Annotated in this window: 20 protein-coding genes; 9 read left to right on the top strand and 11 right to left on the bottom strand. The window is 49.3% G+C overall.

Annotation, left to right across the window (positions count from 1 at the left end):
- Positions 1–8 precede the first annotated feature (8 nt).
- Positions 9–1,082, top strand: a complete 1,074-nt coding sequence (pheA, locus tag BUB27_RS08490) for a prephenate dehydratase (RefSeq protein ID WP_143183382.1) — start codon at positions 9–11, stop codon at positions 1,080–1,082.
- Between the two features lie 25 nt (positions 1,083–1,107).
- Positions 1,108–2,397, top strand: coding sequence for a diaminopimelate decarboxylase (gene lysA, locus BUB27_RS08485; protein WP_143183381.1), 1,290 nt, complete (start codon positions 1,108–1,110; stop codon positions 2,395–2,397).
- A gap of 49 nt (positions 2,398–2,446) precedes the next feature.
- On the opposite strand, the gene BUB27_RS08480 is transcribed toward lysA, so the two are convergent.
- The 4 genes from BUB27_RS08480 to BUB27_RS19030 form a co-directional block, all read right to left on the bottom strand.
- Positions 2,447–2,998 (bottom strand): zinc metallopeptidase, encoded by a 552-nt coding sequence (locus tag BUB27_RS08480; RefSeq protein ID WP_159434878.1) that lies wholly within the window; start codon positions 2,996–2,998, stop codon positions 2,447–2,449.
- Between the two features lie 129 nt (positions 2,999–3,127).
- Complete coding sequence (locus BUB27_RS08475; protein WP_143183379.1) at positions 3,128–5,857, bottom strand: YfgM family protein; 2,730 nt, start codon at positions 5,855–5,857, stop codon at positions 3,128–3,130.
- Between the two features lie 125 nt (positions 5,858–5,982).
- On the bottom strand, positions 5,983–6,429 hold the full coding sequence (locus BUB27_RS08470; protein WP_143183378.1) for an NYN domain-containing protein: 447 nt from the start codon (positions 6,427–6,429) through the stop codon (positions 5,983–5,985).
- Positions 6,430–6,451: 22 nt separating this feature from the next.
- Positions 6,452–6,727: a hypothetical protein gene (locus BUB27_RS19030; RefSeq protein WP_200797090.1), complete on the bottom strand. Its 276-nt coding sequence runs from the start codon at positions 6,725–6,727 to the stop codon at positions 6,452–6,454.
- 180 nt (positions 6,728–6,907) lie between these two features.
- Between BUB27_RS19030 and BUB27_RS08460 the strand changes: the two genes are divergently transcribed.
- Positions 6,908–8,071 carry a class I SAM-dependent rRNA methyltransferase gene (locus BUB27_RS08460; RefSeq protein ID WP_143183377.1) on the top strand — a complete coding sequence of 388 codons (1,164 nt, stop codon included), beginning with the start codon at positions 6,908–6,910 and terminating at the stop codon, positions 8,069–8,071.
- Between the two features lies 1 nt (position 8,072).
- Here the strand turns inward: BUB27_RS08460 and BUB27_RS08455 are convergent, their stop codons facing one another.
- Genes BUB27_RS08455 through BUB27_RS08445 form a run of 3 tightly spaced genes read right to left on the bottom strand, consistent with a single transcriptional unit; the run spans position 8,073 to position 10,456 of the window.
- Entirely contained in the window at positions 8,073–9,236 is a 1,164-nt protein-coding gene (locus BUB27_RS08455; protein WP_143183376.1) for a transglutaminase-like domain-containing protein, read from the bottom strand.
- A gap of 23 nt (positions 9,237–9,259) precedes the next feature.
- Positions 9,260–9,967, bottom strand: coding sequence for a 3-keto-disaccharide hydrolase (locus BUB27_RS08450; protein WP_143183375.1), 708 nt, complete (start codon positions 9,965–9,967; stop codon positions 9,260–9,262).
- Positions 9,968–10,009: 42 nt separating this feature from the next.
- Entirely contained in the window at positions 10,010–10,456 is a 447-nt protein-coding gene (locus BUB27_RS08445) for an ExbD/TolR family protein (RefSeq protein ID WP_143183374.1), read from the bottom strand.
- A gap of 106 nt (positions 10,457–10,562) precedes the next feature.
- On the opposite strand from BUB27_RS08445, the gene BUB27_RS08440 reads away from it, so the two are divergent.
- Genes BUB27_RS08440 through BUB27_RS08430 form a run of 3 tightly spaced genes read left to right on the top strand, consistent with a single transcriptional unit; the run spans position 10,563 to position 12,967 of the window.
- Positions 10,563–11,015 carry a GatB/YqeY domain-containing protein gene (locus BUB27_RS08440; protein WP_143183373.1) on the top strand — a complete coding sequence of 151 codons (453 nt, stop codon included), beginning with the start codon at positions 10,563–10,565 and terminating at the stop codon, positions 11,013–11,015.
- 9 nt (positions 11,016–11,024) lie between these two features.
- Positions 11,025–11,684 (top strand): 2-C-methyl-D-erythritol 4-phosphate cytidylyltransferase, encoded by a 660-nt coding sequence (ispD, locus tag BUB27_RS08435; protein ID WP_143183372.1) that lies wholly within the window; start codon positions 11,025–11,027, stop codon positions 11,682–11,684.
- 5 nt (positions 11,685–11,689) lie between these two features.
- Positions 11,690–12,967, top strand: coding sequence for a M16 family metallopeptidase (locus BUB27_RS08430; protein ID WP_143183371.1), 1,278 nt, complete (start codon positions 11,690–11,692; stop codon positions 12,965–12,967).
- On the opposite strand, the gene BUB27_RS08425 is transcribed toward BUB27_RS08430, so the two are convergent.
- Entirely contained in the window at positions 12,964–14,232 is a 1,269-nt protein-coding gene (locus BUB27_RS08425) for an MFS transporter (protein WP_159434877.1), read from the bottom strand. The two genes, BUB27_RS08430 and BUB27_RS08425, sit on opposite strands and share 4 nt — an antisense overlap.
- 242 nt (positions 14,233–14,474) lie before the next feature.
- Here BUB27_RS08425 and BUB27_RS08420 point away from each other — a divergent pair, with 242 nt between their 5' ends.
- From BUB27_RS08420 to BUB27_RS08410, 3 genes are read left to right on the top strand one after another with little or no spacing between them, the layout of a single operon-like run.
- Positions 14,475–14,840 carry a hypothetical protein gene (locus tag BUB27_RS08420; protein WP_143183369.1) on the top strand — a complete coding sequence of 122 codons (366 nt, stop codon included), beginning with the start codon at positions 14,475–14,477 and terminating at the stop codon, positions 14,838–14,840.
- 30 nt (positions 14,841–14,870) lie between these two features.
- The gene (gene ftsY, locus BUB27_RS08415; protein ID WP_143183368.1) at positions 14,871–15,722 is read left to right on the top strand and encodes a signal recognition particle-docking protein FtsY; all 852 of its coding nucleotides are present in this window, start codon (positions 14,871–14,873) and stop codon (positions 15,720–15,722) included.
- A 59-nt stretch (positions 15,723–15,781) separates the two neighbouring features.
- Positions 15,782–15,994 carry a hypothetical protein gene (locus tag BUB27_RS08410; RefSeq protein ID WP_143183367.1) on the top strand — a complete coding sequence of 71 codons (213 nt, stop codon included), beginning with the start codon at positions 15,782–15,784 and terminating at the stop codon, positions 15,992–15,994.
- 16 nt (positions 15,995–16,010) lie between these two features.
- Here BUB27_RS08410 and BUB27_RS08405 read toward each other — a convergent pair whose 3' ends face one another.
- The 3 genes from BUB27_RS08405 to BUB27_RS08395 all read right to left on the bottom strand — a co-directional run bounded on the left by BUB27_RS08405 (position 16,011) and on the right by BUB27_RS08395 (position 21,430).
- Positions 16,011–18,008: an ATP-dependent helicase gene (locus tag BUB27_RS08405; protein WP_143183366.1), complete on the bottom strand. Its 1,998-nt coding sequence runs from the start codon at positions 18,006–18,008 to the stop codon at positions 16,011–16,013.
- A 76-nt stretch (positions 18,009–18,084) separates the two neighbouring features.
- Positions 18,085–19,944 carry a right-handed parallel beta-helix repeat-containing protein gene (locus BUB27_RS08400; RefSeq protein WP_159434876.1) on the bottom strand — a complete coding sequence of 620 codons (1,860 nt, stop codon included), beginning with the start codon at positions 19,942–19,944 and terminating at the stop codon, positions 18,085–18,087.
- An 82-nt stretch (positions 19,945–20,026) separates the two neighbouring features.
- Complete coding sequence (locus tag BUB27_RS08395; protein ID WP_143183364.1) at positions 20,027–21,430, bottom strand: NAD(+) synthetase; 1,404 nt, start codon at positions 21,428–21,430, stop codon at positions 20,027–20,029.
- Position 21,431 lies beyond the last annotated feature (1 nt).

The following is a 21,431-nucleotide window of genomic DNA, read 5'->3' as shown; positions in this document are numbered from 1 at the left end:
TTAGCGCCGTGCCTTTAGACGACATACGTAAGAAAATTGATTCCATCGACACCCAGCTTCTGGACCTATTATCCCAGAGGGCTGAGTGCGTACATATCGTTGGAGAAATCAAGAAGCAAGAGGGCCTTCAGATCTACGCCCCCGAACGTGAGGAAAGCCTGCTCAGAAAGCTTGTTGAGAAAAACCAAGGAAGACTTCCTGAAAAGTCTATTAGGGCCATTTATAGAGAAATTATGTCCGCAGCACTTGCGCTGGAGGATGATCTCAAAATCGCCTACCTGGGTCCTGAAGGAACCTGGACTCATCAGGCTGCCATCAAGAAATTTGGCCACTCAGTGGAGTACTTGCCCCAAGCTAACTTTGCCGAAGTATTTGATCAAGTGGCCCGCAGAAAAGCGAGTTACGGTGTCGTACCAATTGAGAACTCTACCGAAGGCGCTGTGTCTCACACCCTTGATTTGTTCGTAGACTCCCCTCTCCGCATTTGTGCTCAAATCCTGCTTCGAATCGAGAACGGGTTAATGGCCAGCATCCCGCGTGAGGAAATTAAGACCCTCTATTCGCACCCACAGGTGTTCGGACAGTGTCGCAACTGGATTCTCCAGAATTTCCCTAAGGCGGATCTCGTGGAGGTTTCCTCCACAACTAAAGCCGCCAAACTAGCCAAAGAAAATGCGCACCAAGGTGCTGCCGCACTCGGAGGCCCATTGGCAGCTGAAATGTACGACCTGCATATGATGGAAGAGTGTATACAGGACAGAGCTACAAACACGACACGCTTCCTCGTCATTGGTGAGAAAACGTGCCCGCCTACCGGCAATGACAGAACTTCCATCTTGTTCAGCATGAAGGATCAGCCCGGATCCTTGGTGAAGGCCTTGACCTCATTCGAATCCTGCGCGATCAACATGTCCAAGATCGAGTCACGCCCTTCAAAGCAGAGGGACTGGGAGTACATTTTCTACGTAGACTTGGCTGGACACTGTGAAGACGAGAATGTAGCAGCGGCGCTCGATGAGCTTTCTCGTCACTGCTCACTCGTCAAGCTCCTAGGGAGCTACCCAGACGTAACAGACATCTAATCTATTCTAAATTTCATTAAACACTATGCATTCATTCCATTATCATAATGGCGAGCTTCACTGTGAAGACGTGAGCTTGCAGACCATTGCAGACACCTACGGCACTCCGACTTACGTCTATAGTGCCAACACGTTTCGCGATCACTACACCCGACTTGATGCAGCGTTGAGCGAGGTGGATCACGCGATTGAGTACGCAGTTAAAGCTAACTCAAACATCTCAGTGCTGCGTCTACTAGCTGAGCTAGGAAGCGGATTCGATATCGTATCCGGCGGTGAGCTGTATCGAGTCATCAAAGCTGGTGGCGACCCGGCAAAATGCACCTTTGCCGGTGTTGGCAAGACACGCGAAGAGATTGAGTATGCTCTTAAACAAGGTATCTACTGCTTCAATGCTGAGAGCGAGGCTGAGGTCGTATTCATCGATAAAGTTGCTGGTGAACTGGGACTTGTTGCTCCTGTTGCCCTCCGCGTGAATCCAAATGTAGACGCAAAGACTCACAAGTATATCTCTACCGGGAAGTCAGAAAACAAGTTCGGCATTGATTTTGAATTTATCCGTGATGCCTACGGGCGTGCCGCTAAGCTTCAGAATATCAAACTGCGTGGCTTGCAGATGCACATCGGCTCCCAACTCACATCAGTCACACCTTTCATTGAAGCTGTCGAGAAAGTGGCTCCACTTGCTGCTGATCTCAAAGGGCTCTACGATATAGAATTTTTCTCTATCGGTGGCGGCGTAGGGATCGTTTATGATGAGTCCCTCGATTCAGGCAAGCCTGAGTGGTGGGCCAACCAGCTTGAAGACAAGCGCCCGCTGACGATCGAGCAATATTGTGCAGGCATCCTGCCCCACCTCAAGGGACTTGGATTGAAGATCTTGGTGGAACCAGGCCGCTACATTGCAGGTAATGCCGGCGTCATGCTTACGCGCTGTCTCTATGAGAAGAAAGGCACTGCCAAAACGTTCAAGGTGGTTGACGCTGGAATGAATGATCTGATTCGCCCTGCGCTCTATGAAGGTCATCACGATATCGCACCAGTTAGAGAGCCCGCTGATGATACCACCGAGACTGTTGATGTAGTAGGCCCTATTTGTGAAACTGGTGACTTCTTCTGCCAGAATCGCCCGCTACCAAACTTTGATGAAGGTGATGTGATCGCTCTTCTCAGCGCAGGTGCATACGGTTATGTCATGGCTTCCAACTACAATACACGCGGCCTCCCCGCAGAAATTCTAGTGGATGGCAGTGAATCAAAAGTAGTGCGCCCAAGACAAACTGTTGAAGACATCGTCGCTGCAGAGCTAGTCTAAGACCGACCTGTGCAGCTTGACTGCCCAAACCATTACAGCCCGGCTCTGTCTATGAGTCCGGGCTTTTTATTGCTGGTGAGCCTACAATTAATTTGCGCAGCACGCCTGGAATTAAAGACGTCCATACAGTTGCATGAATGGCTCTAACCACCGCTTCTTCCTCTCGGATACGTGCGAACAGCCTGTGTTCCTCTATGAGTTCAGCGGCATACTTACCTGCCTCTCGCTCGACGGGCATGCTGAGCCAAAGCATGACAGTGATGAAGCCGAAACTCGCAGCCACCGCCGCCAAGGCAATCTTAACCGGCAACTTGCCCACAAGGCTCGTGAAGAGCGCGATCAGGATGACAAAGGTAGGTAGGAGGTAGCCAGATTTAACTACTTTCACGCGCCATTGGATGGTTGCCGAGTGTTCTCTTTGCAAGCTATAAAGACCAAACTGGATAGCCGCATGCGCGAGTGAGTTAACGTCCCTATTCGTGCGGATTTTTTCATCCAGCACAAATTGTTTTTCATTCAGATTAGAAGCAGCGCTCCAGTATTTCGTGCTGTATTGAACCACGTCATCCGCATGACCTGATAACAGCAATAGTTTCTTCATGAGAGTCTCTACATCGAGATGCGTCTGCATACTGCGCTTGAGAAAGCGGACCCCGAGTAGATGTGCTGCCAAGCCTCCAGCGATAAAAGGAATAGCGGAGACCAAAATTATGAGACGCCACATGGGTGCTTAGTTCTTCTTGGTCGATGGTTTCACTTCAGCAGACGGGAACTCCTCAGTCTTGAACCTTTTCATCTGATCAGTGAGGTCTATGTGACTCTTGTATACTGTATCTTGAGCCCGCTGATACGCCATTGAACCGTCAGAGACTGATTGTACTGCGGCCTGGCTCCACTTGACGGCAGATCTGCGGTCTCTTCTCGCGAAGTAAACTTCAGCCAAGGTATCTAAATAAGCGCCCTGCTTAGGGGCTAACTCAACCGCTTTTTGAGCATGGGTGAGTGACCCTTCCAGATTCCTAACGGCACGGGACCCGAGCCAAGCAATGGTATTGTGAGTGTTGTGTGCGTTGGGGTATTTTTGAAGAACCTTTTCCAAAAAGGCATAAGCATCGCCAAACCAAGCATCGTACTCTTTGGCTAAGCTCGTATTCCGCATAGATGGGTAGAACTCATCGGCTAACAGGCCGTCTCCGATACCCATTTGATGGGCTTTATGCAGCTTCCAGATAGCTACCTCCTTTCTGTTTGAATGGTAGTCCAGCATGCCGCTTGTGAAAAAGGCGTAGAATCCGCTACGCAATGAGTACGCCGGGCTGAAATCACGTGACAAATTTTTGAGACTGAGCGCTGCCTCAACACTGGCGACTGTTGACGCCATTTTCCAGTCACCCTTCAAAATGTGATAACGGGATAAGAGGCCCATGTATTGTAGCGTGTAATGGAATTCCCAGTCCGTCGGCTTGAACCCGATTAAAGTATCTTCCCACATTTGTATGGCTTGATCTTTGTAGCCTGCACCATAGAGCAAAAGGGCGATCTCATTGTATTCCGTTGGAATACTCAGGGTCATAGTCACAGCCTTCTCCAGCTGCTCATCCCCATCCCGGTTACGGCCTACTTTTTTTAATGAAATAGCATATTTCGCCATCTCAACAGGAAGCTCTCGCAGATTGTTTTCCTGAAGTTCATAAGCAGAAATGTAGTCCTTCCAGCTCTGAAGGCCCTCAGCGAGCTCACGGTAATGACTTCTCCAGTCACCGCGATCAGCAACTTCTTTGCCCAGCTTGCTGATCACTCGATAGTAGTCCAGACTTCCAGCGAGATCATTCCTTACAGTAGCAGCCTCAGCGAGACTGAAAAGCATGTCGATGTAGGCATTGCGGCCACTTTTCTTGGCTTTCTCCAGCACATATGCCTCAAGCTTCTTCCCTTCGGCAAGTTTCGAACGATACATCCCCATAAGGATGGACATGTCGACAAAGTCTTTTTCGATCGTGTTCTCTCTATCGCGCAAGCTCTTCCATATTCGATTGATGGCTAGGGTATCCCCGTAAAGAGCGTTGACCATATTATCGAGATCATTGTTTGCATTACCTCGCTCTAAAATAAACTCCACAGCCATCTCAGACATGCCAGCCTCAGGAAGGCTGCGGACGACTTCATGCCATCTATCAAGACCTTCTTTCTCGAGCACAATCAGAAGCTCTTTGAGGGTAGAGCGCGCAATTTCTACCTCCCCTCTTGAGAAATAGAATATAGCCGCTTCTAAAATGCGCGCCTGATGGCCTGACTCACTATCCTGGTCTTCTGTAATGGAGCGCTTCACGGAATCCTTGACCCAATCGTAATACTCTTTGGGGGCATCTTTGGCAGACGGGATTCCCATGACCTCTAACGCCTGAGTAGGCCTTTCATAGGCATCAAGGTATTGAGAGTATTGAGTGTCATCATACCGTGAAAATAGCTCACCAGCCATATCCTGATAACCTCCTGCAAAGAGCGATCTCAACGCTGGCTCCATCTCTCTCTCATTCTGAGTTGATTGAGCGGCATCAAGTATTGCTTGGGCTAGTTTATCTGCTTTTTTCTCAGCTTTTTTGGGGTCGCCCTGGTTCAGAACCGTGGATCGAATCATTTTTAGGCCAGCCAAACTGGCCGAATCCTTTAACTGCCCCTCAATCAAATCGAAGGCAGGAACTGGGTCCCCATCCAATACAGCCACTGTCGAGAGAACATCCGCGTCTCCACGATTTTCAGCGAATTGCTTGAGTAGCTTCTTGTCCCCCTTGATCTGAAGCAGAATTTTCAGCCATTCATCGATGTTTTCATTGGCTTTGAATTTTTGGATGCGGGCAATTTCATCATCAATTTTCCCGGTTCGCTTGAGTAAAAAAGCCAGAGCCCTGAGGGTATTCTCTTCACGTGGTGATAACTTTAGCAGCTCTATAGCTTCATCAAGATCATTCTTCAGAATCGCTTGTCGCGCAGCTAGCAGGCCGATATTTCGGAAATCTCTGAGCAAAAGATCTCGATGGGCGTTATTTTTTTCCCACGAGAGCATATGTAGCATCTGTTTGTAGGCGCGCTTATCACTGAGTTCTCTGAGGATGGCCAGCTTGCCGTTGACATTGTTCTGGCTGTATTTGTCGATTAATTCAGCGATCTCTGGAGGTGTGTTAGGCAAGATGCCGGCAGCGATATTGCGGATCAGCACTTCAGCTCTCGCGGCAACCTCAGGATCTTTTGATTTTGAGGCATCCTCCAGATAAGGAACCGCATCCACCCCAAACTGCCAAATTTCCTTGCTAGCGTCCTCTCTGGTCTGAAAGTCAGGATGTGAGAGCTTGCGTATCAACGGCGCAATCTCGCTATTTCTGGGCTCAGCTGGAGGCTCAGCCCCGATTTGCGAAGAAATCACAAGACTGGAAGCGAGAACGATGGAGAGATGTTTGGTCATATGAGGGTATCGGGTCATATTCGAAAAGCTACAGTGAAAGTCCACAAACCTTAGCTGCGCACTTATCTACATACGCGAGCTAAACTTACAATATTAGGGGAATTGTTCTAGTATTAAAGCAGGGTTTAGTAGTGATCAATCATTGCCCACATGCTCCGGATGCTGCTCGGTGTTGCACCAAAAGCTGATACGCAATCTAAAACCATGCGGTCATTAGATGCCACCACTAATTGGTATTTGTCGGCAAACCGTGCCGCAAGCCTCTCGATGACGGTGTCAGCAGTTTCCCCTGTTTTGCTGTAGATGACCATGATGTCCTCCTCGCCGCGAAGTGGTTGATCCCTGTCATGGCCTTTGCCGTCGAAAACAAGTACCACAGCATAGGAAGAAGTGTCCTGAAAACGGGTTAACTCCCTGTGCAGCTCAGTGCGAGCCATGCCTGGATTATCCCTATGTAGCTGGAGTAAATATTCTGTGGCAAAGATAGCGCTGTGACCATCTACAATTAGGATCGACTGCATAAAAACTAAGAAAAAACCGGCATCGCAAAGCGCGGTGCCGGTTCTAGACAATAAATCTTGTTTTGAGGATAGCTTATTCCTCTGTCTTCTTAGGAGCTTTCTTAGCAGCCTTCTTGGCAGCTTTTTTAGCTGTCTTCTTAGCGGCAGTCTTCTTGGCAGCTTTTTTAGCTGTCTTCTTGGCTGCAGCCTTCTTGGCTACTGGCTTTTTCTCCTCAGCCTCATCAGCAGGTGCTGCTTCTTTAGCTGTAGTCGTTTTGGTAGCAACGCTGTTACCAGCCTGCTGCTTCTTACGGCGCAGGTATTCTCTGCGGCGTCTGCGTTTGATTACTTTGTTATATTGCTTACCCATAGCGTTGTAATTCGAGGGTTTAATGCCTAGCCACCCGTGGTTCAAGAGGAAAAACACTCAAACCTAGCTAGAAAATGCCTGACAGAGGCCTCCGCTTCGCCTAGATCAGCTCAAGAAACGCGCATCCAGCCCATCGATCTGGGAGATTGCCCACTATCGCACACCTCAACATTTTTTAATATGCCAGGCATCGTCGTAAAACCACGCTCCAGAATTTTCCACGGTCACGACTGGGTTTACTCCAGTGAAGTGCAGAAGGTATTTGGAAACCCTGAACCTGGTGAGGTAATTAGCCTCAAAGACTTCCGGGATCGACCACTAGGCACTGCCATTTACAATCCTAATTCGCAGATCGTCGCCCGTAGAATATCCCGCCGCAAGCAGAAGCTTGAGCCAGAGTTCTTCAAGCGTAGGATCTCACAATCCATTCAGCTCAGGGAAGACAGTCCAGGTGTTGATCCTAATCTTTGCCGCGTAGTCTGGAGTGAATCTGATGCCCTTCCAGGCATTATCGTGGACCGCTACGGCGACCATCTGGTTCTCCAGACACTAACGCTGGCCATGGATCGCTGCCGTGATCTGATCGTGTATACGCTGGTTGAGCTGTTGGCCCCCAAATCGATCATCCATCGCAATGACTCCCCGATGCTGAAGGCTGAGGGAATTGAGGAGCGTGTTGAGCTGGTGTACGGGGATAACCCAGGCGCATTTGTCGTTGAGGCTAATGGAGTCATTTTTGAAGTTGATTTGCTGGATGGCCAGAAGACCGGCCTCTATCTGGACCAGCTTGACGCCCATGCGGCCATTGCCAAATTAGCCAAGGGCAAGAGGGTCCTAGATTGTTTCTGTAATCAAGGCGGATTCGCACTGGCCTGCGCAAAAGCAGGTGCTGCCAGTGTAACGGCGGTAGATATTTCTGAGAGCGCGATTGACTCGGTGAAGCGTAATGCTGAGCTCAACGGTGTTGAAATTGAGGCCATCAAACACAATGCCTTTGATTACTTGAAGCATTGCGAGGAGAAATTTGATCTTGTGATCCTGGATCCGCCTTCATTCACGAGAAACAAAAAGACTCTGAATGATGCCATGCGCGGTTATAAAGAAATTCACCTCAGAGGCATCAAGTTGCTCGAAAAAGGCGGGATCGTATCCACCTATTGTTGTTCACATCACGCCACTAGAGAGCTATTTCTTGAAAACATTGTGAGTGCCTCAGTTGATGCGAAGCGCACATTGCGACTCATAGCGACACACGGTCAAAGGCTTGATCACCCTGTCATCCCAGCGATACCTGAGACAGAATACCTGAAAGGTTTCACATTACAGCTGACACCCTCTCGCTAGCTCAGTTAGCCTTTCCAGCACCAAGTTTTACATTAAGCCAGCCATCATCTTTGGTTGGCTTAATTTCTTTTATTTGAGGTTTGGTTTGGCCGTCTACTGCCCAGACAATCTGATAAAGTTGCTCCTTTTTGACTTTTGCCTGGAAAAAGCGGTTCATGTCGTCCTGCGGCCCCGGTGTTTTCCCTTGATGTAGCACTACATCACCTTGAACTACTCGAATGTCTATGGCCTCACGAGTCCCGGATTCGTTCGTGAAATCTATACGTAACTCACACAGGTCCTTATCTGCAGTGGGGTCTTTACTCAAGTAACGCTCGGTCACATTTACCCCAGGAACCATTTTACTCTCCATATCCCAAACCATGGGAAAATGGATGCCTGTCGATTTCCAGGACGTAGCATAAATGCTGTGGATAAAACTCTTAGGGTTTGCCTGTTGCGCATCCGCGACAAACCATGAGTGGTCAGGACCATTAGCGTCTGGATAATACTCAATAAAATGCCACTGTTTGTCTTTAGGTGACCAGTATTCTACCCAGTTGTGGTTTCCATGCTTTGTTGTCCACGCCGGAATGCCTGCTACCCGAGCTGGAATGCCCACAGAACGCAGGGCATTAACCAAGAGAATGGAAAGACCACTGCAGCTAGCCATCCCTTGTTCCATGGACTCATAGGGGCTTTGGTTTGGCTTCTTCCGCTTGGTGTTGTATTCAACCTTAACAACCTCCTTGATCTGCTTGTTAACCAAGAGACAGGCCTCATCCAGAGATTTGGCCTCCTTAACGACATTACTAAACCTTTTGTAAAAGTCTCCTCGCCAATTGTCACGCCTCTCGTCAAGTGAGGCATAAGGAAGAACATCATTGAGGAAGATCTCCTCTGGAACCTCTTTAGCCCAGACGAATGAATTCCTGGCGCGGTAGGCAAAATCAACGTTTTGCAGTAGAAAATCCGCCTTGAGAGTCTTAAGGTCGGATTCGGGCATGTGTTTGAGCAGAAAGACCAGTCCGTCTCTCTGCTCTGGAGTAATTTTTTGCAAAGCACTTACGATCTCCTGCTGATTATCTCCAGCCCCGCCTATGTAAGCCGGTTGCTCAGCTCGAAGGCTTCCGCTACAGGAGATCGAGAGCAAAATGAAGCAAAGTGCTTTGTGTCTATGATGCATGATGTCGGTACTATTACCGCTAATTACTTCGCATCAAGCTCTTTGATCCAAATATTCCGGATTGCGAGGCCGTGACTATCTCCATGGTCCTGGAAGCCAATATGCCCCTTTTCATGCTTCCCGAACTGAGGCCAAGCCTTAAACTTCGTCTTAGCAATCATCTGAGCAAACTCTTCGCTAGAAGGCTTGAAGTCTGCAACAACTTGATCATTAAAGAAAACTTTGATGTTTCCGTCTTTCTTAAGGATTCTGACTTTGTTCCACTCTCCGTCAGGCTTTGCCCATTCCCTCTTACTTGGAAAGAAACCGTAGATTGAACCCGCAATGTGGTAGTCATCAAGCTTTGGAAAGCCTGTATTTCCGAGGATCTGCATTTCGATAGCATCCTGGTAAATCACTCGTTCACTCTCCTTTGCACCAATAAAGAGCCCACTATTACGACCTTTCGGAATTTTCCATTCCAAGCGGAGATCAAAGTTCTCATACTGCCCTTCAGTAATAAGATTGCCGCCGCCGGGCTTCGTTAGTGTGAGCGCACCATCAACAGCTTGCCATTGAGGCTTAGCTTCCCTCTGGTTATAGGTGCGCCACCCTTTGGTTGTTTTGCCGTCGAAGAGTTTCTTCCAGCCTTTGCTTTCATCTGGCTGCTCCACCTCGGCTGCGAGCAGGGTGGATCCCAGCGCGCAGACACCAAGTGCCATTGTGATTGTTTTTCCTAGAGTGGTGAACATGTCAACAAGGTGTCCCTACACTGCGTTTTTGCCAAGTTGAAATTAATCTCTAGCCGTGAAAGCCACCTTGGTAACCTCTTCTCCTGCGAGGCAGTTCATGACATCTATAAAACGCTGCTGACTTGCTGCGTCGTCGACATCGATCATCGCCACAACGTCATTGGGTCCGGCGGCCATCTTGAACAGTTGTAGCCGATCTACCAGCTTGGGTAGATTTCGATTATTGCTATCACTATCGATAACTTCCTCTACTCCCCCACTCTTCATTTTGATTTGCCCCTGAGCATCGACACTCAAGTTAATCACTACATCCTCAGAGGGGACACCCCTGCCATCAGGCAACTTCAACATCAGGTCTCTCTCGGTCGGCAAAATCGTCGAAGTGACGAGAAAGAAGATAAGCAGCAAAAAACACACGTCGATCAGTGATGAAATATCCATCATTGGCTCGTCGTCCTTCAATAGTTGTTCGGATTTAGAACTAGCCATATGAAGTTAACGAACCATGCGCATCTTTTATTAGATTTCCCCGCAGCATTCATCTCCCCCATCACTTCACACTTGCATGTTCCATGAAGCTGCACACAGTTGAGCTATGAGCATTCAAGAAACTCTCAAGTCAGACATGAAAGATGCAATGAAGTCCAAAGACAAGGTTGCTCTCACCACCATCCGCTCTCTAATTTCTGCTATCAAGAATGCTGCGATCGAAAAAGGCGGCGCCAGTGCAGAACTGGACGAGACCGAGGCCATGGCTGTGGTTCGTAAACAAATCAAGCAGCGCCAGGATTCCATTAAACAATATCAGGATGCTGGCCGCCCTGAGCTTGCAGACGCAGAGCAGGCTGAAGTTACCGTCCTTGAAAAATATCTTCCGGCAGCATTGAGCGATGCGGAGATCGAAGCTGCAGTCACTGCGGCTATCACCGAAACAGGTGCTTCTACACGCGCTGACATGGGCAAAGTCATGGGAGTCCTCCAGAAGAGCACGGAAGGTCGTGCTGATGGAAAGACCCTATCTCAAGCCGTCATGAAGGCCCTATCCTAATCTAAGCTGATGTCGACCGCTGCCATCATTGTCGCTGCTGGTACTAGCAGAAGAATGGGCTTTGATAAGCTTCTGGCTCCCCTCGATGGTGAACCGGTACTCAAGCACTCCATCAAAGCCTTCGCCAGCACTCCAGAAATCTGTGAGATAATCGTGGTGTGCCCAGAAGATAGATTTAACCAGTTAGGTCTATCAGATTTAAGTATTCCTGTTAGTAGAGTTGATGGCGGATCAGATCGACACAATTCCGTCTATAATGGCATCAAGGCCCTAACTAGTGATGCCCAACTGATATCGGTGCACGATGGTGCAAGGCCTCTCATCTCGCCTCAACAAATTGAGAAAACGATTATTGCAGCGTCTCAATTTGGTGCGGCAACATCGGCTAAGCGGATTGTCGATACTGTGAAGCGCTCCGACGACCAAGGAGTCGTTGTTGCAGCTGTAGATAGGGATAACCTATGGGCTATGGAAACCCCTCAAATCTTCAAGCGTGAGCTACTGCAGAAGGCTTATGAAGCGGTCGAATCTTCTGGCTCACTTGTTACCGATGAGGTTTCCGCTCTTGAGTTGATCGGCGTGGCTACTCACCTGGTTGAGAATAACACCCCAAATATCAAAATCACTTTTCCCCAAGACATTCAGTTGGCGGAGAAACTACGTTCCTAAATTTCATGCAAATGCATCACGACCAACTGCGCGGTTTCCATGTAGCCACATCGGAAATGCCCTACATGGACAGCGTTTCTGTAGGGATCTACATCCCAGTAGGAAGCCGCTATGAGGAGCTCGCAGTTAATGGCGTAGCTCACTTTCTTGAGCACATGATCTTCAAGGGGACAAGCGACCGCTCAGCCCTAGATCTCGCTATAGCGATTGAAGGTGCCGGCGGGACTATCAATGCTTACACCACGGAAGATCAAACCTGCCTGGAGACACGTGGACCGGTCGAACTACTGCCTGAATTCCTTGAGGTCATGGCCGATATGCTGTGGCATTCTACTTTCTCCATAGAAGAGATTGAACGGGAGCGCGAGGTGATCGCCGAAGAGATTGTTATGTATCAGGAAAACCCGGGTGATCACCTTCATGACCTCTTGTCTGCAGCCCTGTGGCCAGATCACCCACTTGGTCGCCCCATCACAGGCACAGAAGCCTCTATTCAGAGCATCCATCGTGAAACCCTTGAGGAGTTTGCCGAAGAGCATTACTCTGTGGAGGGTTTGACGCTGGCCGTTGCCGGCAATGTAAAGCATGAGGACGTCTTGAAACTGGCGGACAAGTTTCTCCCAGCCGCCTCGACTCCGCAGAAGACATTCGAACATTTCGACCCTGATAGAAGATCCGCTGAAGTTCAGGATCTCCCCCTGCTCCATGATCAGCGTGAGATTGAACAAGTGCATCTTGCGATTGCCTATCACACCAATGGACGCCACTCGAGCGACCGCCACATCCTTCGCATGCTAAGCTTCCTGTTAGGTGAAACCATGAGCTCACGCCTTTTCCAGGAACTTAGAGAGAAGCGGGGCCTGTGCTACAGTATTTCCTCCGACTACAGCCTCTACGAGGATACGGGCACCTTTGAAATTCACGTCGGTCTTGATGCTCAAAGATTGGACGAATGCATCGATGCTCTGCACATGGTTTTAGCTGACCTCAAAAACAATGGCTTTACCGCAGCTGAACTGCGACAGTCGAAACGATATGCGGACGGACAGGCCAAGATTGGCCTGGAGAGCACACATTCCCGCATGAGCTGGATGGGAGACTCCCTGATGAGTTTTGGTAAAATCATTGATCCGGAAGAGGCACGAGCTACCCTAGCCTCAGTCACCTTGGATGAAATCCGCGCACTCACCAGCAAGACATTTATGCGCGAGAACATCTCCATCGCAAGTATTGGTCCTCATACTGAGGCGAATATGAGACAAGCTCTGGAGAAACTATTCTAGTTCTCGTCGTGTGTGTGCTGGATCGTTTTGTAGCCGATGCTGAAATACACCAAGCACAGCAGCACCATAAGGGATAGAATGGTCCAGAAGATGGTCCAAGCCATCCAGGTCTGCCCTGCTCCAGTCATTGAGAATACGAAGCCGCATGTGAGTGCGCCGACTGAGCCGCCGACACTACCGCTCAGCAAGCCAAAAAGGGCTTGCGCCTGACCTCTCATGTTACGAGGCACCCTTCTATCCATGAACATCTGTCCTGTAATCGAGAACAAGGTATAACAGGGGCCGTGTAGAGAAACCCCCAACCACATCCACATCATGATACCTGTTTGGCCAGCGAGAGCGTAGACAGCAAACCGTGTAACGCCTACGATGAGGGCGACGATGACCAAAGCTTTGACTCGGGCCCGAGCACCTACCCAACTCAGGAACAACATGGCTCCAATTTCAGTAATTTGTCCAAAGGTCATCTGCGCCGTGGGTCCTGGTAGCATAGACTTAACCACATTTGAAAACCAATCATCGTTTCCAGGTAGCTGCCCCATTTCAAGAAGCTGTTTCGGTGCATACATGTAGTGAGCCATCAAGGGCACCGCAATGAGCGTAGCGGTTATGAAATAGACTCTCAGCGTGCGATCTCGGAACAGGGTGAATGCATTCAGACCAAGCGCTGCACGAAGCCCCCTCTCTTCTGAGGGAATAGGCTTGGTCACCGGTAGCATGAATGCAGCCGCGGCGAGCAAGATCCGCACAAGTGCGGCAGCCTTACCGGCCTCAGCTGAGGCGTCCAAAGCCAACCAGCTCACTAAAATACCAGCAAAGGCCCAACCTACTGTGCCCCACAGACGATACAGAGGGAATTGCTTGGTCGGGTTTTCGGCATGCTCCAAAGCAATTTTGGTAATCAGAGCCCACATAGGAGCGGAGATGAGCGCATTCATGCCCTGCATAACCACATACCACCAAGGATTCCAACCCCAACTCAGAACAGCAAAAGCCATGTAGAGGAATCCAGCACCAGCAAGAGATAAAACTCCGAGTAGTTTCTGAGCCTCAACACGACGATCAGCCAAAGAAGCAAACATCAGGCTCGAGAAAATGCTGACTACCGGGCCTACCGCAGTCGCGTAGGGAATGACCCATAGAGCGTCATAACTCTCCAGAATATTGGGCAATGCTGGTGACCACAGACCCGGTGGGACTGACAGCAAGAAAAACACGACTCCGATCCAGATCGTACGTGCTCCAGTTGGTAATTTGGAATCCACGAAAATTTTGACAGCTGCTTTTCACTGCCTTATCACCATGCATCAAGCCGAATATGCGAACCAACGCAAATAATCACTGCCCCCATTTACCACCCACTTCTGGAGTCTTGCCCATCACCCACTCCAGGCCTTACCGGGCGGAGTGTGGCCAGAAATTCTATCTAGCCTGCCTTGAACTCGCACAGAATCAATGGAAGCAGGGTTATCCCGCCCAGGCTCTGTTACAGATAAACAAGTCATTCATGGCTCAACTGCAAGCGGACGCGCCAATCACACAGAGACACCCCATCGCCTACAAAGCAGTGTACTGGATCATTCAGTCCTCACACAGAAGTCATGAATTCTTGGGTAATCCGGTGCGTCATTACCAACACTTGGCGACCCGCATGAATTTTAATCAGCCATTAGCCGAATTGCGCGTGTGGAGAGCCTGGGCATGCCACCATCTAGCTCAAGCCATACTCCCTGCCGATGACTTTCCTCGTGATGAGAGGCAAATCGAGAGCGAGAAAATTCAGATTCCTGATATTTCCGTAGTCCTGGCTAAAATAGACGAGCTCAGCCCCCACAGGCACGAAGTGAGAGAGATCAAGAAACTCTTGCCCTAAAGCGACACCCATCATAAACCCATCCGCGACATGTCAGGCTTTTTCAAAAAACTCATCAACAAGGTACGCAACAAGGCTGAGATCGACTGGGACGAGCTAGAAGCCGACCTGATCGCAGCAGACTTGGGGGCCAAGCTGACCATGACCATTGTCGATGAGCTACAAGACTTGGGCAGGCAGATCACTGCTGATGATGTCTCTGATACAGCCAAGCGCCACATCGCTGAAATCTTACCTGAAGATAAGCTGGACCTTAGGCCTAGAGAAGACGGCCTACCCTACGTTATCCTTATGGTCGGCGTCAATGGGACGGGGAAGACTACCTCTACAGCCAAGCTTTCCCAATATCTTAAATCCCAAGGACACTCAGTCATGGTGGCAGCAGCAGATACCTTCCGTGCAGCAGCCGTCGAGCAACTTGAAGTATGGGCCAACCGCCTTGAAATTCCACTGGTAAAAGGGGCTCCGAATGCAGATCCATCGTCGGTCTGCTACACTGCTCACCAGAAAGCCATCGCAGAGGGCACTCAGTTCCTTATCCTGGATACAGCTGGGCGCCTGCATACTCGCCACAACTTGATGTCAGAACTTGAGAAGATCGAGCGAACTGTAGGCAAGCAAGACCCTTCTGCGCCACATCTGAAGATGATCGTTGTCGATGCTACTACTGGCGGTAATGCGCTTCAACAGGCCAGAGAATTCAATAAAGCGATCGCTCTAGACGGCTTAGTCGTCACCAAGCTGGATGGTTCCGGCAAGGGAGGCATAATCGTCTCTATCTACCAAGAGCTGGGAATCGCCCCAAAATTCATAGGTTTGGGTGAGGAAGCTCACCAGTTCAAACCATTCCGCAAAGAAGAATTTGTGGAGGACATCATGTAAAAATAATTTTCTGGAATAATCCCCTGCCAGATTACTCTAACGGAAAATAATAAATCACTATGCTGCAGATTGTCATCAAGACCGGAATAGTCATCTTTCTCATTGTGTGGACGCTGCTTGGTGGCTGGCTAGTGGCAAAATACAATCACCTGTTTGGGCCTCACCACGACAACCCTTCAGAAAGCCCAGGTGCACGTTCTTTCGGAGTTGCTCACATCGTTGCCGTGTGGATTGGCGGCGAAGTATTGGCTTTCTACTTCCTGCTCAGGTAGCCGGCAGATCCAGTCATCAGTCATCAAGGAAGCTCTTAAGCCCTGAGAAGAAACTCTCCGTCTCCTCTTCAGTAGCCTCAGCTCCCATGATGTCGTCATAATCAAGTTCCTCAATGTGAGTGAAGTCGATTTCCTTGAGGAACTGACTGGATTCACAATGAGCCTGTTCCCCGTACTTAGTGCGGTAAGCACAGTAGGTCATGGTGAGTTCATCCTGAGCCCGGGTGATACCCACATACAGCAATCTGCGCTCCTCATCTGTGGTGCCCTCTTCCAAGCTTCGCTTATGAGGCAAGATCCCGTTTTCTAAACCAACCAGATATACGATCGGGAATTCCAAACCCTTGGAGGCATGGAGGGTAATCATGCAGACACCCTTCTGCTTTTCAATATCATCGTCTTTATCTTGCTGTAGCGCCATCTGGTCGAGGAACTTCTGTAGCGACTTTCCTTGGCGATGTGCGTGAGACAAATTAGCGTAGACTTCTTGAACATTCTCCACGCGCTGGAGCTTTTCATTCTCAGTCTTGCAGCCGCGTTTGACCCATTCAAAGAAATCGATTTCCTCCAGGAACTCCTTGAAGACTGCACCCATGTTCTCCTCTTTCTTGATGAGTCGCTGGTGATATCCCTGCATGAGCTCGACGAATGCATTGACCGAATTGCGGACTTTGGTGCTCAGTTGCTCAAGCACCTCCTCGCACCCCATTGCCTCCCAGACACTACACTGCCTCTCACGACTGCAGTCGGTAATGAGTACCGTGGAACCCTGCCCTATACCGCGTGGCGGAGAATTCAGAACACGCAGCAGAGGCACATCCGAAAGCGGGTTATGTAAGGCCTGCAGATAGGCGATAGTGTCTCGCACTTCCTTTTTGTCGAAGAAACTCTGTGCCCCCACCATACGGTATGGGATTTTCAGCTCGCGCATAGCACGCTCAAGATTGCGGCTCTGGCCGTTGGTCCGGAACAGGATCGCGAAATCCTCCCATGGCTTTTTCTCCACCGCATTACGTTCGTGGATCTCCTCCGCGATAAAGTCAGCCTCTTCCTCATCCCCCGGCATCGCAATGAGTCGCAATTTCTCGCCACCGTCTTTTGACGGCTTCAACTCTTTCTCCCTGCGTCCGTAATTGTGCTTAATCAGAGAGTTGGCAGTATGGAGAACTGCAGCTGAGCTGCGATAGTTCATCTCTAGGCGGATCACCTTAGGATTGGGGAAGAACCTCTCAAACTGAAGGATATTTGTTACGTCGGCTCCTCGCCAGCCATAGATACTCTGATCATCATCACCAACCACACAGACATTGTATGGCTTACCTACCAACTGCTGGAGCAGCTTCATCTGAAGACCATTGGTGTCCTGGAACTCATCAACGGTTACATGTGTGTACTTCTTCTGCAGAATCTCACGCACATCCGCATGCTCGCGAAGGAGTTTCTCAGCTAGTAGAAGCAAGTCATCGAAATCCACGGCATTCTGAGTTCTCAATTCATTATTGTAAGCACGGGCAATGTCAGCGATCAGATCATCGGCTTGATCGTCCGCATCAATGCCCGCATTCTTATTGTTTGAAATGAGACTGAGGACCATCTGAGGGTCAACATTCAGATCCTTTCCGCCTTTGCGGACGATCAGCTGCTTGATCATGCCGATCTGGTCAGGGCCAGAATAGATGGTGAAGTTCTTCTTGTAGCCAAGTTTCTCGATGCCCTCACGCAAGATCCTCACACAGAGGGAGTGAAATGTACACACGGTGATTTCTTCACCAGCATCCTGAGACACCATGCCACAAACACGCTCACGCATCTCTGCGGCAGCCTTGTTGGTGAATGTCACCGCGAGGATCTGGTGCGGCTGCACACCTTGCTGAAGCATATTAGCAATCCGGCAGGTCACCGTGCGAGTCTTGCCTGTACCAGCCCCAGCCAGAATCAATACTGGACCATCAAGAGAATTAACTGCATCGCGCTGCGCTTCATTGAGACTGGAAAATGAGAACCCGGTGGACATCGCGGTTGATGGAACCCAAGCCTTTCCCCGCTGTCAATCTGGATTAGATACGTCTCGAAAGATTCCTGACTTAGGGCTATTTCCTTACAATTTTACCCTGTTTATTATTCTCTGCTGTAGCACGGTTTAGCCCATGAATCGTGGGGTTGCCCTGGATAAAGTAGCCTGCCTGGTCATTCCCCGCAGAAGCCACGATACTCATTTCAACAGAAGTAAGATCGCCTTGGATGGCAACACCTGAGAGCAGGTTCCCCTGTGAAAGGACCTTATCCATTTTCACCAGAGAGCCGTCGGCAATATACACGCCCGTCTCTCTATTCTTCTCTACTGTGCATTGGGCTAGAGTGACTCGACTCCCCCCAGTGACTACCAGGCCACTTCCTGAGGAAGACGCAATTTTACTCCGAAACACCGTACCTGAAGCTCCATCCCAAAAGTCCACTCCATGCTCCGCATTTTCATCAAATAGGCAGTCAGTCAGCGCGGCTTGACTGTCCTCCCCTTTAATGGTGACTCCATCCCAGCCGCTCTGTGATACTTTGCACCCCTTCATCTCTAGCTTGCCAGCAATAACAGCTACTCCATGCCCTGGTGCTTTGACGAACTCGCAATTCTCAAAATACGCATTGGATGCGACGAGGATTAGCGCATGACGATGCTGGTCGTCGATATAGCCTATTCCCTTTACCGTAAGCCCTTTTATGTTCACCTTGCCTTCCTTCTGCTTAATATAAATAGCAGGGCCGTGCGCGCACTTGGACTCGATAAATGTTTTATTCACCCCCTGGCCTTCTATCTTCAGGCTCTTCTCCAATTCAATCTCCGCATAGAACAAACCTTCTCCAAGAAGTATTCTCCCCCCGCTATTAACCCATTTCACGGCCTCATCAATGTCAGCTACATCTCCAGGAACGCGGATCTGGTCCAAGGTGGTAGACAGGCGTTTCTTTAGTGCCAATGCTTCCGCGTGCTCAGGCGCTATCTCAAGAATCTGGTCAAGTTTTGAAAATGCGGCAGCATTAAAACGAGAAGTGTCCATACTCTTGAACTCGTTCATCAACATTTGCACGCGTCGGTCTCTTTTTTCCGCGTGAGCGCGAAGCTCTTGAAACCTTAATCGATATTGCTGTATTTGCGCGTCACCCAAACCAAGCGACTCCATGGCGGTGATGGACTGCTCAGCGTCAATCCAGTTCTCCTTCGACAAGTTTACCTGAAAAGTTTTCACCACCTGAATCGTCTGAAGTCTTTGCTGAAGCTCCTTGGAGGCATTTGCAATTTTCTCCTGCAATTCTTCCGGAATGGGGTCACGGGCTGCTCGGGCTTGGATAGCTTTAAGTGCTCCCGCGACCTCTTCCTCTGTCTGCAATGAAACTACTTCCGCTAGCAAATTTTGAAGCCTCTTGATATTTGCCTCTCGTCTTGAGGTGTCGATTTGAGAGTTGATTTGCCCAATCCTTTTCCTACAGGCATCGCTGACTCCTTCCTTCTCGATTTGGTCGAGACTAGAAAGCTTGTTTTTAAGCTGAGATAAAATCGCTTCAATCTCAGCCCCCGCTAACAGATTATTGATCTCACTAATAATTTCATCAGCTTTAGCCTCCCTCTTCTTCAATGCCTCAAGCTCCTCATCCGCCTTAGCCTTCAATATTTTGTACTTGGCTTTGAGCTGAAAAATATCCCCGCTCAGCTCACCATCAGTATCCAAGCCCTCAGCTAAGAGAATAGATCTCTCAGCTTTTGCAAGGTCCCCCTGATTTAAGAAGTTCTGTGCATCTTCAACGGCCTTGCGGGAGTTTTGCTTCCTCTGGACCGCACTTTGTTCCGCCAGCCTTTTTTCTGAAGCAGCCGTTTCCTGCCACTTGAGGTATTGAACAGCCACCGCCCCGGCAATCATCAAGACTGTGACCAAGATGGCTATCTTGATCCATGGCATACCCTTCTTTTGGGTTCTCGTGCTAGATGCTTCCTCAGCTCTCATAACTACCTTCCATGAGATAATGCACAATTCTACCCGGTTAGTCTACAAAGGTCTGAATAACAGGGAAATCACCATTAAGGTCTCTATCTGTTTTGGTTAGGTGTATTTTTACAGGCCTGTATCGTGATCTGGTATGATTTAAATTGTATTTTCTGATAAGGCTTCTGACAAAATGCTCAGGCAAATTAGTAGATTCAATGATCTGGAGAGCTCCTCTCCCATTGGCGATCGCCTTAAGCACTTTCTCTTGGATAGCAACAGCATCCCCCTCTCCTGCCGAAGCAATGACATCTTCTGATAGCTTCAAATACCTCCCTAATTTTAGGAGACTACTCGTTGGCAAATCTGCAAAGACCGCAAGCCCTCCAAAATCATAGTCTATATATTCGGAGTCACCCATCAGGAATGAGGTGGAGGTCCCAGCGCTAAGATAGAGATACCCTCTGGACTCAGCAGCGTGATCTAAAGCCACTTTACGCAGCCTGTGCTCCACACCTGCCGCCACAGGAAACTCGTCTGTTAGCGGTTTTGATAATGCACTTAAACTAGTGTCCAGAATTTCGACATCCCCCCAATCATGGTTTGAACTAGGATCTTCAGTGAAATCAATCACTGCAATCTGTTCTTCCCCCATGGAGTCGATGGCAATTCTAGTAAGGAGATGTGCCGCCAGAGTTCCATCCCAGGCGATGCAAACACCATTATAGCCACCTTTACGCACAAAATCTTCTACTCCACAACAGAGTGCCCGATAAAGCAGTTCCGTCGAATGCATCTCTTCCGAAGTAACTTGAGAAACTACATCACCACCAACGTCGACCACTAAGCATTCCTCACCGAATGCAACCAAACTGCGTAACACCACTCCTGATAGGCCATACGCTGTAGATTGCCCGTGAAAGACCCAGCCATCGTTGCTGCCAACTGCATTGCAGTAAACACCTGGCAGTCCGGGAGAGCGATCGGTCGCCCTTTCAGGATGTGTGAAAGTTTCAGCATCCATATGGATGAAGAGATCAGACGCTACATCCAAACACCCTGAGTCTGACAACCTGAGATCCAGTTTACACCCTTTTAGCTCAATCTGCTTGTTCGTCTGGTCAGCTGCAGCATACGGGAACGAAATGCAGACAGGGTCTTTTCCAAGCTGTAATAGAGTGGCAGCTTTCTGCGGCTCATCATTCTCTATTAATATGTGCCCGACCAATAAAGGCACATCCTTAACCTCATCCCCCAGATAGTCGAGTGCCTGGAGACACTGCTCGACAAAGCGTTCACGATGAACCAACCCTAAAAGCGGGTATCCGCACAACGCATATGCTGGTGTAACTACTAACTCGGCATCCTGATCTAGACAGGACCTATAGGCCTGCATGATTCTCTTAGCATTGGCGGGAAAATCACCAACCATCGAGTTGATCTGAGCCAGCCCAATACGCATG

It is taken from the genome of Rubritalea squalenifaciens DSM 18772, from assembly GCF_900141815.1.
GTDB lineage: Bacteria > Verrucomicrobiota > Verrucomicrobiia > Verrucomicrobiales > Akkermansiaceae > Rubritalea > Rubritalea squalenifaciens.
This window is presented reverse-complemented; position numbering and strand designations above follow the sequence as displayed.